Annotated in this window: 12 protein-coding genes and 2 pseudogenes; 5 read left to right on the top strand and 9 right to left on the bottom strand. The window is 39.1% G+C overall.

Annotated features, from left to right (window positions below):
- Window positions 1-36: 36 nt before the first annotated feature.
- The 4 genes and pseudogenes from ATE37_RS01265 to ATE37_RS01250 all read left to right on the top strand — a co-directional run.
- Entirely contained in the window at window positions 37-846 is an 810-nt protein-coding gene (locus ATE37_RS01265) for a Cof-type HAD-IIB family hydrolase (RefSeq protein WP_084867266.1), read from the top strand.
- A 328-nt stretch (window positions 847-1,174) separates the two neighbouring features.
- Window positions 1,175-1,225: pseudogene (locus ATE37_RS11020) on the top strand (hypothetical protein); the annotation flags it as partial.
- Between the two features lie 201 nt (window positions 1,226-1,426).
- Window positions 1,427-2,749, top strand: coding sequence for a hypothetical protein (locus ATE37_RS01255; protein ID WP_084867264.1), 1,323 nt, complete (start codon window positions 1,427-1,429; stop codon window positions 2,747-2,749).
- 59 nt (window positions 2,750-2,808) lie between these two features.
- Window positions 2,809-3,221, top strand: a pseudogene (locus tag ATE37_RS01250) (transposase); the annotation flags it as partial.
- A 114-nt stretch (window positions 3,222-3,335) separates the two neighbouring features.
- Here ATE37_RS01250 and ATE37_RS01245 read toward each other — a convergent pair.
- From ATE37_RS01245 to ATE37_RS01210, 8 genes are all read right to left on the bottom strand, one after another.
- Window positions 3,336-4,073: a TraX family protein gene (locus tag ATE37_RS01245; RefSeq protein ID WP_084867262.1), complete on the bottom strand. Its 738-nt coding sequence runs from the start codon at window positions 4,071-4,073 to the stop codon at window positions 3,336-3,338.
- Window positions 4,074-4,217: 144 nt separating this feature from the next.
- Window positions 4,218-5,093, bottom strand: a complete 876-nt coding sequence (aguB, locus tag ATE37_RS01240; RefSeq protein WP_084867261.1) for an N-carbamoylputrescine amidase — start codon at window positions 5,091-5,093, stop codon at window positions 4,218-4,220.
- A gap of 9 nt (window positions 5,094-5,102) precedes the next feature.
- Window positions 5,103-6,188: an agmatine deiminase gene (aguA, locus tag ATE37_RS01235; protein WP_084867259.1), complete on the bottom strand. Its 1,086-nt coding sequence runs from the start codon at window positions 6,186-6,188 to the stop codon at window positions 5,103-5,105.
- Window positions 6,185-7,312 (bottom strand): carboxynorspermidine decarboxylase, encoded by a 1,128-nt coding sequence (gene nspC, locus ATE37_RS01230; protein WP_084867257.1) that lies wholly within the window; start codon window positions 7,310-7,312, stop codon window positions 6,185-6,187. Before nspC ends, aguA begins: the two co-directional genes overlap by 4 nt.
- Window positions 7,312-8,571 (bottom strand): saccharopine dehydrogenase family protein, encoded by a 1,260-nt coding sequence (locus ATE37_RS01225; RefSeq protein ID WP_084867256.1) that lies wholly within the window; start codon window positions 8,569-8,571, stop codon window positions 7,312-7,314. The genes nspC and ATE37_RS01225 overlap by 1 nt, the downstream gene beginning before the upstream one ends.
- Window positions 8,568-9,428: a polyamine aminopropyltransferase gene (speE, locus tag ATE37_RS01220; RefSeq protein WP_000366713.1), complete on the bottom strand. Its 861-nt coding sequence runs from the start codon at window positions 9,426-9,428 to the stop codon at window positions 8,568-8,570. The genes ATE37_RS01225 and speE overlap by 4 nt, the downstream gene beginning before the upstream one ends.
- A complete protein-coding gene (locus ATE37_RS01215; RefSeq protein ID WP_084867254.1) occupies window positions 9,429-10,889 on the bottom strand; it encodes an aminotransferase class I/II-fold pyridoxal phosphate-dependent enzyme in 1,461 nt (486 codons plus the stop codon). It lies immediately after the preceding gene.
- Between the two features lie 593 nt (window positions 10,890-11,482).
- Window positions 11,483-12,499 carry a hypothetical protein gene (locus ATE37_RS01210; RefSeq protein WP_084867252.1) on the bottom strand — a complete coding sequence of 339 codons (1,017 nt, stop codon included), beginning with the start codon at window positions 12,497-12,499 and terminating at the stop codon, window positions 11,483-11,485.
- Between the two features lie 251 nt (window positions 12,500-12,750).
- Here ATE37_RS01210 and ATE37_RS01205 point away from each other — a divergent pair, with 251 nt between their 5' ends.
- Window positions 12,751-13,770, top strand: coding sequence for a hypothetical protein (locus tag ATE37_RS01205; protein ID WP_084867251.1), 1,020 nt, complete (start codon window positions 12,751-12,753; stop codon window positions 13,768-13,770).
- A gap of 52 nt (window positions 13,771-13,822) precedes the next feature.
- Here ATE37_RS01205 and ATE37_RS01200 read toward each other — a convergent pair whose 3' ends face one another.
- A complete protein-coding gene (locus ATE37_RS01200; RefSeq protein ID WP_000420576.1) occupies window positions 13,823-14,134 on the bottom strand; it encodes a hypothetical protein in 312 nt (103 codons plus the stop codon).
- Window positions 14,135-14,308: the final 174 nt, after the last annotated feature.

The following is a 14,308-nucleotide window of genomic DNA, read 5'->3' as shown; positions in this document are numbered from 1 at the left end:
TATAATAAAAGCAAAACACCTAGAAAAGGAAGTCTTATGATTAAACTACTAGCCTTGGATATGGATGGAACCCTCCTCAATGAAGCCAAGGAAATCCCACAAGCCCACATTACTGCCATTCACCAAGCTATTGAGAAAGGTGTCAAACTGGTTCTCTGTACAGGTCGCCCGCTTTTCGGTGTCCTTCCTTACTATAAAAAACTAGGACTGGACCTTCAGAATGAGTACGTCATTGTCAATAATGGTTGTTCAACTCACCAGACCAGTGACTGGGGTCTAGTTGACTGGCAAGAACTCAGTCCAGCTGACATTGAATACCTCTATGACCTAGCAGAAAAAAGCGACGTCCAGTTGACTCTTTTTGATGAGAAACATTATTTTGTTCTCGGTGGCAAGCCAAATGAAATTGTTCAAAATGATGCCAAGCTAGTCTTTTCAGACCTAACTGAAATTTCCCTTGAGGAAGCCGCCAGTGGTAAGTACCGTATGTTTCAGGGCATGTTTTTAGGCACCAAAGAGCAAACAGACGATTTTGAGCAGCGGTTTGCTGAGGAGCTCTGCCAACGATTTAGCGGCGTTCGTTCGCAGCCTGTCATTTACGAAGCAATGCCACTTGGAACGACAAAGGCTACTGCTCTTTCTCGACTAGCAGCGATTTTGAAGATCGAGCCCTCAGAAATTATGGCCATGGGCGATGCCAATAACGATATCGAAATGCTCCAGTTTGCAGGGCTTGGTATTGCTATGGGAAATGCCAGCGACCATGTCAAATCCTTAGCCAATGACGTTACAGCTAGCAACGAAGAAGAAGGCGTTGCACGCGCGATTGAGAAGTATATTTTATAATTGAGAAGCCCAGTTCATATCAACTGGGTTTTTGTTTTTTAAGAATCACAAAACTTTAGAAACTCTTTAGAATTACTTGAGCTTTCTTTGATTTCTATAGCTTATACTAAAGTTAGAAAAATAAATCAAAAGGAGAATAAGATTGTTGGAACAAATTCTTTTGATTATTGTAGCTATTGGAGTGATATTACTTGTTTGTTCTTTATCAGCTTATGAAAGTTTCAGGTGTTTTATTTCTTACCCGACTCATCAGTGGATTAGTCTTTATATAAATCTATAGAAATTACCTCTTTTTACAGAAAGATATCTCTATACAAAGGATTTAGTAGCGAACGGCATTCGTGGTTTTACTGATTTCTATGTTGCTTTTAATGTTTGACAATAGCAGGATTTGTAGTGAAGATTGTTAAAAGTAGAGTTGTATAAAATCAAAAATACATAATTGTTTTTTAGGCACTTAATCGACTCATAGTAACTCTAAGAAGCTTATTACCTAGTCTTCAAAGTAAAATATAAGCCTTAAAAATATTATATTTCCTATCTTATATTTTTTTGATATAATTTAGTAAATAATATAAATATGATGGGTAATAATGTTATGAATGCTAATTTTTTTGTGAAATGTAAAACATGTTATAGTATAATGAGAATAAGAGTGCAAGCAGGTTACTATAACTGGATACCATTTACTTATGAATGCCCAGAGTGTAAGGTAATTTGTAGTGGAGAGATATCAATACATTCACAAATTAGTCCGAGCGAAAAAATGAATAGCAAACCAATTGCTAAATTAAAAAATTGTATTGAAGTTAATGAGGATGAGTTGGCAATCGATGAGGTAAATAGTGTTATTCAGTTATCTTCAGAACTTTACACTGATAAGTTTATGAAATCAGAGGGAGTTACACATCAAATGGAGAATTTATCACCGCATATGCAATATGCAATTAGTGGTATAGATACTTCTGAATTACAAGAGATTGTGTTAAGATTTTTATGTAAATTATATTCTAGAGAGGAAGATTATTTAGCATTTTGGAATTTATATGAAAAGTCTCCTAAATATTTATATAAAAAGAAAAAGTTACTTAACATTTCTAATATAAATTTGAAAAATCAAAATGAGAATCAAAAGATAGGTTTTTTGCAGGATTTTTTATATGACGAAATACGTAACAACAAGTATTATAAAAATTTAGGATATAATTTTTTATCAAAGGTCGAATCCATAAGAAAAAAGAAATTCAAAGAATTTCAGAAATTATCTACTTTTCTCGAATTTAATTATTTGTTTTTTTCTCGGAAATTATTCACTGTGACTTCTAATTTTTTGAATTATTACAATTATATTTTGCCGATTATTTTAAATGAGTTAGCAGGTACTTTGAAAGTTGATGACGTAAAAACTTCTTTAGGAATAGCACAGACAGATTTTGAAACGTTAAAATCATTTTTTTCAGAAAATTATGAAGATTTAAAAGATTTAGTTGTCTTATTAGTTTTGATTAATAATATTTACTATCGTGAAGATATTTCGAAGTTCCATGAACAATTCAATTCTGAATTTTCAAAAATATCTGGGGATATTGGAAATGATTTATTATTGTTCAATTCTAAAATCAGGAATGTAGGTAATCGGATTAAAATATATAAATATGATGAATCAAATGATATTATGGATTCTGTTTTTGACAATGAAATTAGAAACAGTATTGATCATAGAGATTATAATTATGACTATAATAATCAGTTGATTTCGTTTCAAAATAAATCAGATGGAAAGAAAATGTATTTAATTGAATTTGGAAACTATTTACTAAAAGGTTTTATTTTGGCTAATATATTATGGGATGTTATTATGTATGTGTCTAAAGAAAGTCGTCTTTCTTTAGATAATAAATAAAGATACCAGCACTAGGATTACCAATCGGTAGTTCTTTGTTGTCTCTTTGTCAACTGTAGTGGGTTGAATCAACTCTTATTCAAAATGGTCTCACGATTTCAAGAACTCCTCTCAGTTCTGAGGATACGGTGATTCTGGATGTTACGGAAGTAAAAGTCAATTGTCCTAAAAACAACTAGCAAATTATTCTGGTAAAAAGAAATTTCATGCTATGAAAGCTCAGGCGATTGTAACAAGCCACGAGAGAATTTTTTCTTTGGATATTGCGGTAAACTATTGCAACGATATGAAGGCCTTCAAAATGAGTCAAAGTCCGAAGAAATCAAAGTAAACTTGAGAAACTAACTCTTGAAGATAAATTCTATAACCATGCGCTATCTAAAGAGAGAATCAAGGTTGAGAACATCTTTGCCAAAGTAAAACGTTTAAAATATTTTCCATAACCTATCAAAATTATCGTAAACACTTCTGATTACGAATGAATGTGATTGTTGGTAATATTAACCGTGAACTAGAATTTTAGTTTCACAGGAAGTTTATAAAAAGAAAAGCAAATAGACAGAATTTACTGCTATTTGCTTTTTTGCTATTTAATCAAATAAGCAATCAAAGTTATAATCCATAGATGAGCTGGGTAGAAAATATAAAAGAAATATTTACTCCAACTAGTTTCTTTTCCTCGCTGTCCATTATACAAGGCCATAAAAGGAAAGACGGTGACAAAGAGCCAGTCAGAATTGTAAAGCATCATTTCCAGTGTTTGGTACCATGTGTCGTATATTTGGATGGAAGTCACTAACAAGAAGGCCCACAGAAAGGCATATAGGAGATTTCGCAAGCCCTTGCGATTTTGACAAGAGTAACTAATCAATAGAAATGGTAGCATGGTGATACCACCCTCAGTAAAAAGACAACCGAAAATCAAGAGACCAGCAAGCCCAATCCGACGCCACAACTTCTCTTTTTTATCCAGCGCTTTTCTGGGAAAACCAATCCAAAGCATGGTGACACCGATGGCCAAAGTAAAGAAAATATTATTATTGACCATTACTCCTTTGGATGCAAATAGGGCATTGAGTAGACTATTTCCAGCAAACATGATAAGCGCCCAACTCCAAAGACGGATGAGGTAGTTTTTCAAATTTCGAGTATGGATGAAGCCTTCCATAGCCATATACACAAACCAAACTCCCACACAACGGGTCAAGGCGTGAAAGATACCTTCCCACAAAGGAGAAACGATTCCGGTAATATGCGGAATATGGTCTAGAACCATTACTGCCGCCATCAGATACTTCAACTGCGTTGCATTCCATTTTTTCATAATAAACCTCTTTCTTTTTGATCTACATAGAGTATAGCATACATTTCCGCGTATAATCGTACACCTATCTTACATTTAAAAAGCCTATCTTACATTTTTGTAAGACAGGCGTGAATATCAAAAATTTATTATGAAATTTACCTTCTAGTACGTAATTCGTTGGTACATTTCTGGTCTTCTATCTCGAAACAGTCCCCAGTTGAGGCGTTCACTTGCTCCCTTATCCAGGTCATAAGTTGCTAACAGAACAGCCTCACCTTGCCTTTCAGCTCGCTCTAGAATAGCTCCTGTTTCATCCGTCATAAAGGACGAACCGTAGAAGTCAAGACTGGAACTCTGTCCACCATTTTCCTCACTAGGAGTAACTTCTTCCAAACCGTAACGATTGGCTGCAACGACTGGGACAATATTCGCTGCTGCGTGTCCTTGCATAGTACGTTGCCAGTGACCACAACTATCTGTATCCAAAATCGGTTCCGAACCTATAGCTGTTGGGTAAAAGAGTAATTCTGCCCCATTCAACGCAAGACAGCGCGCTGTTTCAGGGAACCATTGATCCCAACAGATGCCAATCCCAATCTTAGCGTAGCGAGTATCCCAGACCTTGAAACCAGTGTTACCTGGCGTAAAATAAAACTTTTCTTGATAATAATGGTCATCTGGTATGTGGGTCTTCCGATAAACGCCCAGCACTTCTCCATCAGCATCAATGACGGCGATTGAGTTATACAAGACATTGCCATCTTTTTCATAGAAACTGATTGGTAAAACAACCTGTAGTTCCTTAGCAAGCACTTTAAAATGCTGAATGGCTGTATTTTCTGTCACCGACTGGGCATACTGGTAGTAGTCATACTGACGCTCCTGACAGAAATAGGGACGTTCAAATAATTCGGGCAAGAGAATAATTTGTGCGCCTTGTTTTGCAGCTTGGCGAACTAAACGTTCCGCTGTTTGGATATTCGTTGCCACATCCTTAGCACATTGCATCTGGATCGCTGCAACTTTTACATTTCTCATTTTTCTCTCCTATTCTGGGATTTGTTGGGTGATACAGTGGATATTGCCACCACCTAAGAGAATATCTCTGGCTGGAATTCCGACAACTTTACGATCCAGGAAACACTTGCTGAGAATATCTAAGGCCACTTGGTCGTTTACATCCTCAAACTGTGGTACCAAGACAGCCTTGTTGGCAATATAAAAATTGACATAGGAAGCCGCAAGACGTTCGCCCTCATAACGCTCCTCTTCCCCTTCTTCATAGGTATAGCCTGGTAAATCCTCCTTAGAGACAACCTGACGAATAGCTGGGATAGGAAGCTTATGAATAGTGAAAGGGTGACCTTTCGCATCTGTTTCCTTCTCTAAAAGGGCAAGGTCGGCTGCAGACATGGCATACTGAGGATCGCTTTTGTCGTCTGTCCAAGCTAGAACAAGCTCTGCAGGACCAACAAAGGCAACAACATTGTCAACGTGTTCATTGGTTTCGTCCTGATAAATACCATAAGGTAGCCAAATAACTTTTTCAGCGCCAAGGCTCTCTAATAAGGTGTTTTCGATTTCCTCTTTACTGAGGTGGGGATTACGACCAGGACTGAGTAAGCAGCTTTCAGTCACAAGAATGGTTCCTTGACCGTCGCTGTGTATCGCGCCGCCTTCCAGTACAAAAGATTTAGCATTGTAAACAGGCATTTTCAAGGTCTCAGCAAAACGACTAGCTACTTGGTCATCTGCTTCATAGTCTTTGTAGAGACCATCTACAGCACCACCCCAGGCATTGAAAGACCAGTCTACTGCCAACTTGTCTCTTTTATCATTGACGAGAATGGTCGGACCAGTATCACGCGCCCAGGCATCATTGGTAGGAATATCTAGATAAACGACCTTGTCTCCTAGATAGGATTGGGCTTCAGATAGATGGTCCTGCTCTACCAAAAGATAAACCCTTTCCCCTTCTGCTATAGTCTTGATAATCTGAGTAAATGCTCTTTTGGCAGCCTTTCCTTGAAAGGGCCATGATCCTGGTCGAGTCGGCCATATCATGAGGGTACCATGATGAGGTTCGTACTCTGCTGGCATACGATAGCCTAATTTTTTTGGACTGTTCATTATGATAATCTCCCTTTAAAGTCTTGATAGCTGAAGACTTTGACTAAACTGCAGTCCCCTTGTTCGTCCATGAGATAGAGACTTGGCAAGCCAATACCGTTAAAAGTATTATTTTTGACAAAGGAGTAGATTGCCATGTCCTCGAAATAAAGTCTATCACCGATTTGGACTGGATTTCCAAAGCTATAATCTCCAATCACGTCGCCCGTCAGACAGGTATTAGAAGAAAGCCTATAAGTATGGGATTTTTCCATTGCATCAAAGCCATTTCTCAAAGGTGGACGATAGGGCATCTCAAGTACGTCAGGCATATGGCAGGTCGCAGAGGCGTCTAAAACCAAGATTTCCATACCGTTTTCGACAATATCCAATACCTCAGTTGCTAGATAACCCGCATTGAGCGCAATAGCTTCACCCGGCTCGATATAGACTTCAAGATTGTAAGTTTCTCGGATACGCTTGATTTCAGAAATCAGCAAATCCACATCATAGTCTTCTCTCGTTATGTGGTGTCCTCCACCCATATTGAGCCATTTTACTTGATGTAAGTAGGGACTAAACTGTTCTTCTACAGCTTTCAAAGTTGTCTCTAAATCATCCGCCCCCTGCTCGCAAAGTGTGTGAAAATGAAGACCATCTACTAAGTCCAGCAAATCACTCGGTATCTTCTCTAAAGTAACTCCAAACCGAGAACCTGGTGCACAAGGGTCATAGAGTGCGTGATCTCCTTGGGTTGAACATTGAGGATTGATACGCAAACCGACACTGATACCAGCCGCTCGACAACGAGCACCATGTTTACGCAACTGTCCCTCTGAGTTGAAGACGATATGATCTGATATTTGCAGTAGCTCTTCCATATCTGATTCCTTGAAAGCAGGTGCAAAGACATGGACTTCCCCCGGGAATTCTTCTCTAGCAAGCTTCGCTTCATAGAGTCCACTAGCCGTCGTACCTGACAGATACTGACTAATCAAGGGATAGGTTTTATAGAGGGAATAAGCCTTCTGGGCCAGTAAAACCTTGCAACCGGCTTCTTCCTGAACTTGCTGTAAAATACGGCAGTTGGCTTCTAACTTGGCCAAGTCAATGACATAAGCTGGTGTGGGTACTTGTTCTAACTTCATTAGTCCACCATTTGCGGGTTTTCTACCACAACCCAAGGCAAGCCGTACTCATTCAAAGCTTCCATGAATGGATCTGGATCCAATTCTTCAAGGTTGTAAACTCCAGGTTGTTTCCAAGTTCCGTTCATCACTAATTTGGTCCCAATCATGGCTGGAACGCCTGTTGTGTAAGAAATTGCTTGTGAACCAACTTCTGCGTAACATTCCTGATGATCACAAACATTGTAGATATAGATGGTCTTTTCAACACCGTCTTTGACACCTGTAAAGATACAGCCGATATTGGTTTTTCCAACTGTACGTGGGCCAAGGCTGGCTGGGTCTGGAAGCAAGGCTTTCAAGAATTGGATTGGCACAATTTCTTGTCCATTAAAGTTAATAGCATCCGTACGAAGAAGACCAACGTTTTCCAAGCATTTCATATGCGTTAGATAAGATTGACCAAAAGTCATAAAGAAACGAATCCGTTTGACTCCAGGAATGTTTTTCGCCAATGATTCAATTTCTTCATGGTGAAGGAGATACATGTCTTTTTGTCCAACCTGAGGGAAATCATACTCACGCTTGATAGACATAGCTTCGACTTCGACCCATTTTCCATCTTCCCAGTAAGAACCTGGTGCAGAAACCTCTCGGAGGTTGATTTCTGGGTTAAAGTTAGTTGCAAACGGATAACCGTGGTCACCACCATTACAGTCTAAAATATCGATATAGTGGATTTCATCAAAATAATGTTTGAGTGCATAAGCTGAAAAGACGCTGGTTACACCTGGGTCAAAACCAGATCCAAGAAGAGCTGTCAAGCCTGCTTTTTTGAATTTTTCTTGATAAGCCCATTGCCATGAGTAGTCAAAGTAGGCTGTAAAACCAAGTTCCTTGCAGCGTTTTTCATAGATAGCACGCCATTCTGGGTCTTCTGTGTCCTCAGCCTCATAGTTGGCAGTGTCGATATAGTGGACTCCAGTCGCCAAACAAGCATCCATAATGCTCAAGTCTTGGTATGGTAGTGCTACGTTCAAAACAGCTTCTGGTTTGTAGCTTTCAATTAAGGCAATCACTTCTTCTACCTTGTCGGCATCAAGAGCAGCTGTCTCAATCTTAGTACTTGTTTTGCCTTCTAATTTAGCCTTTAAGTCATCACATTTTGACTTGGTACGGCTAGCAATCATAATTTCTGTAAATGTTTCGCTATCTTGACAAATCTTTGAAATAGCAACTTGGGCAACGCCCCCACATCCAATAACTAATAAACGACTCATTTTTTCCCTTCCTCTTCTTCTAAAATGTCTTCTACGTACTTGGGCAACATAAAGGCTCCCACGTGTAAGTTTGCAGTGTAGTATTCTGTGAAAAGCTGACGTTTTTTCCAGCCTTCCTTGTCAAAATCTTTGACAGGGTGGTATTTTTTCGATGCAAATCCAAACAACCAATAGCCCGCTGGACTGGTTGGGATATGGGCCTGATAAACCCGGCTGATTGGAAAGGCTTGATTGACCTTGCGATGCATGCTTCGGCAAGCTGACTCATCCTCGTCAAAGAAGGGACTCCCATGCTGATAGATCATGATGCCGTCTTCCTTCAGAGCTCGATAACTATTACCGTAAAATTCCTTGGTAAAGAGCCCTTCCGTATGTCCAAAGGGATCTGTCGCATCGTTGATGATAATATCATAGTCATCTTCGCAATTTCTCAAAAAGCGTAGCCCATTTTGATAATAAATGGTAACACGAGGATCATCTAGCCCCGCAGCAAAGTCTGGGAAATACTCACGACAGACTTCAACCAGCATCTCATCCGGTTCCACAATATCGATTTGCTCCAGTTCAGGATAGAGGGTTAATACTTGGGCAACACCACCGTCACCACCCCCAATAACCAAGACTTTCTTTGGATTTGGGTGGACAGCCATGGGAACGTGGACCGTCATTTCGTTGTAGACAAAATCATCTGCATCTGAAAACAAGACATGCCCATTTAAGATTAATATTTTCCCAAAAGCTGGCGTATCCAAGACTTCGATATCCTGCCATTCACTTTTCCCAGCGTAGAGTTGTTTGGCAGTTCTCAGGGACAATTTCACATCTGGAGTATGAACTTCAGAAAACCATAAATCCATCTAGTTCTCCTTTCTCTTAATGACGTTGATATAGTTGACCCCTGGATCTTCCGTCCCTTGGAGGGAGCAACCACGTTCTTTGGCAAATTGGATATAGTCTACAATTTCTCGTGTAATGCGTTCACCTGGAGCCAAGATAGGAATCCCTGGAGGATAACACATGACAAATTCCCCACAGACCTGTCCAACTGACTCATCCAAGGTTAAACTTCTTCTCTCTGAATAGAAGGCCTCCTGCGGAGACAGTACTAACTCCGGTTGGATATATTCTCCTGCTATCAAGTCCTTCCCATCTCGTGAGTAAAGTCTCTTGATATCAGCTAAAGCACCAACTAAACGTTCAATGTCTTGGATGCGGTCACCGATTGAAATGTAGGCCAATATATTGCCAATATCCCCAAATTCAATCTGAATGTCGTATTCATCTCGCAGGAGATCATATACCTCTATACCTGTTAAGCCAATACCCTGAGTATAAATGGACAGCTTGGTCACATCAAAATCACAAACCGACACACCGTCTATGATCTCTTTTGAGTAGGCATAGTAGCCACCTATGGCATTTATTTCACGACGAGCGTACTCGGAGAGCTCAATGACTTTCTCAAAAGACTCTTTCCCACGAAGGGCTAAGTTGCGACGAGAAATATCCAAACTAGCCATAAGTAGGTAAGAGGCAGATGTAGACTGGGTCAGGTTGATGATCTGACGAACGTACTCAGGATTCATCTGCGCCCCGATAAGAAGGATGGAGCTCTGAGTCAAACTCCCACCAGACTTATGCATAGAGACAGCCGCCATATCAGCTCCTGCATCCATAGCGGATATTGGTAGTTTATCTGTGAAATGCAAATGCGCTCCATGGGCTTCATCTACTAAAACCATCATGCCAGCTTCGTGAGCCATTTCCGTTAAACCCTTGAGGTCTGAACAAATCCCATAGTAAGTAGGATTGTTAATCAAAATGGCCTTGGAATCTGGATTCTCCTTAATTGCCTGCGCAACACGGTCATTTTCAAGACCTAAAGCGATGCCGATTTTAGGATCTACACTCATCTCGATATAGATGGGAATGGCACCACATAGAACCAGCGCATTGATGGCAGATTTATGGACATTTCTCGGTAGAATAATCTTATCTCCTGCCTTGCAGGTGGAAAGAATCATAGTCTGCACCGATGAGGTTGTTCCTCCAATCATGAGAAAGGCATGTGCCGCTCCAAAAGCATCCGCTGCCAGCTCCTCTGCATCCCGAATAATCGAAATGGGATGACCTAGATTATCCAAAGGTTTCATAGAATTGACATCAATGCCAACACATTTTTCTCCTAACAGTTCGACAAGTTCTGGATTTCCCCGTCCACGCTTGTGACCTGGCACATCAAAGGGGGCAATCCTTTTCTTGCGTAGTTTGACCAAGGCCTCGTAAATTGGGGCTTGGTTTTGATCTAACTTCTTCAAGACATACTCCTTTACCGTATTTTTAGCACCTCAAGAAGATAAAGGCGACTAAAGGTTGACTTATGAAAAAAGAGCAGGTTTTCACCTGCTCTGCAATCTTCTGACGTGTGTATTTTGGTTTCTGTTGAGTATGTCTGTTCCCGATGTTTCCTAACTCTCTAGTAGCAAATATTACGTACTTTATTGATCGTTTCACAAGATGACGTGTGCTTTCACCACACTAAAAATTTATGAATTAGGACAAATATCCTAACATCAACTTATAAAAGTAGGCTTTTAACCCTATCAATAATGTGGCTTTTCAACCACGCTTCGGCATTCAACCCTGCCTGTCCGTAGGCATTTTTTACTCGGGTTTATATTTGCTAGAAAACATCATCTCATTTTCTAAGCCTTATAACTATACCATGTTTATAAGAGCTTGTAAAGGATTTTGTGAAACTTTTTTAAACAATTTCTTTTTTTTGTTCGTGAAATATTACTCAACAATAAAAAGAAACCGTTTAAAATTGAAATCAAAAAACAAAAACAGGAACTAAATTGATTAGTTCCTTTGTTGAATCGTAAGTATAGTCAGTTATTCAAAATCTTATCTACTTATCTCGTGCTACTTGAACAGCTAGTTCAAAATCAGTCATCATATAATTTTCATCTAGGCGGATGAGACCATAGTACTCATTCCAAAATAGCGAATCACTGTTGCTGGACCACTTTAATCCATACCATAGTTGAGTGACATCACTTGTATTTGATGGTGGAATTGACCATAGATGCTTCTTTAAAGTTTCTTGAACAAGAGAAACTTTCAGTCGTGTAGTCAAGTCAAGTTCATTTAATTTGAAAGTAATAGAATGTTTTTTCGCTGCCTCAATACTGTCCTTGTTAAATCGAACCTGAATAACCTTAGAATCTTCCATAGCCACATCATGGTCCTCAGCACCGTAAAAGGAAATACTGCCCAGTACTATGCCATCTTTTGCTAGGAGGTAGGGAGCATAAGGAACAGCATTGCTATCAAGCCTGAAGCCTTTTTCGATGGTAACTGTTTTATCTCCAGGATACTTTTGGAAACTGTTATTTGTCAGGAGGTCTTCATAGTCGCTACCACCATCGCCCTGTCTTACATAGATGTCAAATCCAGCGTCCATCAGCTCACTGGATTTAGTTTCAGCTAAAATGATTTTACTTTCATTAATTTGCAAAATCGGTGCTTGAGGTGGCAAACCAATCGTGAGATTAAACATGACTCCTAATAGAAAGACAAGGAAGGTTATAAGGAGGGCAAGCATAGACTTCCCAGTTCGTTTTCTTGCATTGAAAAGGGCCATTAGAGCAGGTAGGAGGATCATTTTGGCTAAAATAGAATTCCCCACACCGCCTCTATTTAAGGTCTGAAAGGCAAAGATCCCTGCGATGGCAATCAGTGTCAGGTAGACCAAAATCTCGCCTAAACCCCGTTTTTCTGTTCGAGTTTGTTGATTTACAGGAGTTTCGTACAATGACTGTCCATTCTCTTTCCTCTTTTTTAGAAAGAGATAAAAGCCCAGACCGAGTAGCAGATTAAAAATTGCAAAAGCTATTAAAGTACCTATAATCACCGTTCTACCCATGGCTCTCTACTCCTTTATGTTCTCTTTCAAATCTTATCTTTCTCATTAAAAGCAAATTCCCGACTAATAAAACGATTATTAAGAAAGGACTACCTTCTATCCGTACAATCGGTATAGCATAAATGGCAATCATTCCCATCTTTTTATCTTTAAGAATATTGCTGATATTTTTAGCTCTGTTTCCCAAGAAAGTGCTATAATGGAGCTAATAAATTGTTCTGTATTCATTGGTGAAAAAAGGGGAAATAGCCATGTTCACTACTGTTGTTTTGATTTTTTATGCTCTTTTCTTTCTATCCTTATCCTTTACCATTTATCTCTATATCAGACTTGTAATCGCAGTAAATAAAGGCAAGGAAATTCCCAAATGGATTTATAAACTTGGGCATGCAATTCAAGGAAGAATTCACGTTGACTATGAAGAAATCACTGATGCTAATGCCCTTAAAGAGATTCATTGGTTCTTGTTGATCTATCTAATCGTAAATCTACTCGTATTGGCTGGCTTCTACTATCATGGTAATAGCTTTCTACAAGCATTTTATGAATGTTTGAAAAAACAATTTTTCATTGTGCTTTTTAGTATGGTTTTAAAAAGTATCGGCAAATTGGTTGTACTAGCTATAAGAAAAAACTTTCGTAACAGTCATGTCTATGCATCAACCAACGCTTTTATCGGGACAGCTTTTTTAACGAGTTATGTTTTTATGTTTTGCATCATGATGAGTGGTCTTCCAGCTCAACCTGTTCCAGTCACCATTCAAAATACCACAGTCATTATCGGAGAGACCAAGGCTTCCGAGCTTTTAGAGCAAGGTTTCACCTTCGAAGATAAAGGTGCAAATAGTCCTATCACCAATCCAAAAAACGACCATTTCTACTACGGCCAGCTTCTCGAAATCAAGCGTGAAGATCAGTCCTATGGTTTTATGACCCTTACTCCTACTGGCAAAGATACTGATCAACTCAAAAACTGTGTCATTACCTACTATAGAACGCCTAAGGATGCCCATCAATTGCAGGGAATTTCTATCAATCATGTCAGTTTAGCAAATCTCAAGCTCCAAGATTTTCAAACAAGAAAATTAATCGATATCTTTGAAGTCAATCCTGCTGATTACAATGTCGCTGAGACTGACTCAAACTACATCCTAACCATTCAAACGGCAGATTACGACCTCTGGAAAAGATACAGGATTGAAGCTAAGTTCAATTCAGATGGTTCCATAGATAGTTATGGTGTTAGAGCTCAACACAGTATGTGGGAATAATATAGTATCATTTTAATACGAGCAAGTATAAGATTAAGTAAATGATTAAAAACTACTTAATCTTATGCTTGTTCATTTTTTCTTGGAAAATATCTGTCAGAATTTGGCGCAATTCTTCTCTTTCCTTCTCAGGAATCTCACCACTTCTCTTGGCAACTGCGTAGAGCTCTGGATGTTCGATAGAAATACGCTTTATTGTCCGAGTTGTTGCGTGTTTTCGCACGAAAAAGGGAATGCGTTTGATCCATTCCTGAGGTACTAGGGCAAGGATTTTCGCAGCGGTTTCCTTATCGCTAATCTCAGATGTTGTCAATCCTTGCTTAATCATCTCTTGTTCTTTCTCAGTAAAATCTTTTAATTCCATGATTCTTCTCCTATCTATAAATAACTCTAGGATAAATTATATACCATTGCTGGCAAAACTACAAAGACTACGTCTTAAAAATGACAGGTTAGCTACTATTTTTCCTCCCCTCGTATAGCATAAAAATACATAGTCCTAATATCCCATCACTTTCCATCCCAGACTCCAATAAAA

The organism is Streptococcus oralis subsp. tigurinus, assembly GCF_002093575.1.
Lineage (GTDB): Bacteria > Bacillota > Bacilli > Lactobacillales > Streptococcaceae > Streptococcus > Streptococcus oralis_CH.
This window is presented reverse-complemented; position numbering and strand designations above follow the sequence as displayed.

Excerpts from the sequence above, each read along its gene's own strand:
- ATE37_RS01210 (WP_084867252.1), bottom strand. The coding sequence starts at position 12,499 with ATGGGTAGAACGGTGATTATAGGTACTTTAATAGCTTTTGCAATTTTT.
- nspC (WP_084867257.1), bottom strand. The coding sequence starts at position 7,312 with ATGAAGTTAGAACAAGTACCCACACCAGCTTATGTCATTGACTTGGCC.
- ATE37_RS01265 (WP_084867266.1), top strand. The coding sequence starts at position 37 with ATGATTAAACTACTAGCCTTGGATATGGATGGAACCCTCCTCAATGAA.
- ATE37_RS01255 (WP_084867264.1), top strand. The coding sequence starts at position 1,427 with ATGATGGGTAATAATGTTATGAATGCTAATTTTTTTGTGAAATGTAAA.
- speE (WP_000366713.1), bottom strand. The coding sequence starts at position 9,428 with ATGGATTTATGGTTTTCTGAAGTTCATACTCCAGATGTGAAATTGTCC.
- aguB (WP_084867261.1), bottom strand. The coding sequence starts at position 5,093 with ATGAGAAATGTAAAAGTTGCAGCGATCCAGATGCAATGTGCTAAGGAT.
- ATE37_RS01245 (WP_084867262.1), bottom strand. The coding sequence starts at position 4,073 with ATGAAAAAATGGAATGCAACGCAGTTGAAGTATCTGATGGCGGCAGTA.
- ATE37_RS01205 (WP_084867251.1), top strand. The coding sequence starts at position 12,751 with ATGTTCACTACTGTTGTTTTGATTTTTTATGCTCTTTTCTTTCTATCC.
- ATE37_RS01225 (WP_084867256.1), bottom strand. The coding sequence starts at position 8,571 with ATGAGTCGTTTATTAGTTATTGGATGTGGGGGCGTTGCCCAAGTTGCT.
- ATE37_RS01200 (WP_000420576.1), bottom strand. The coding sequence starts at position 14,134 with ATGGAATTAAAAGATTTTACTGAGAAAGAACAAGAGATGATTAAGCAA.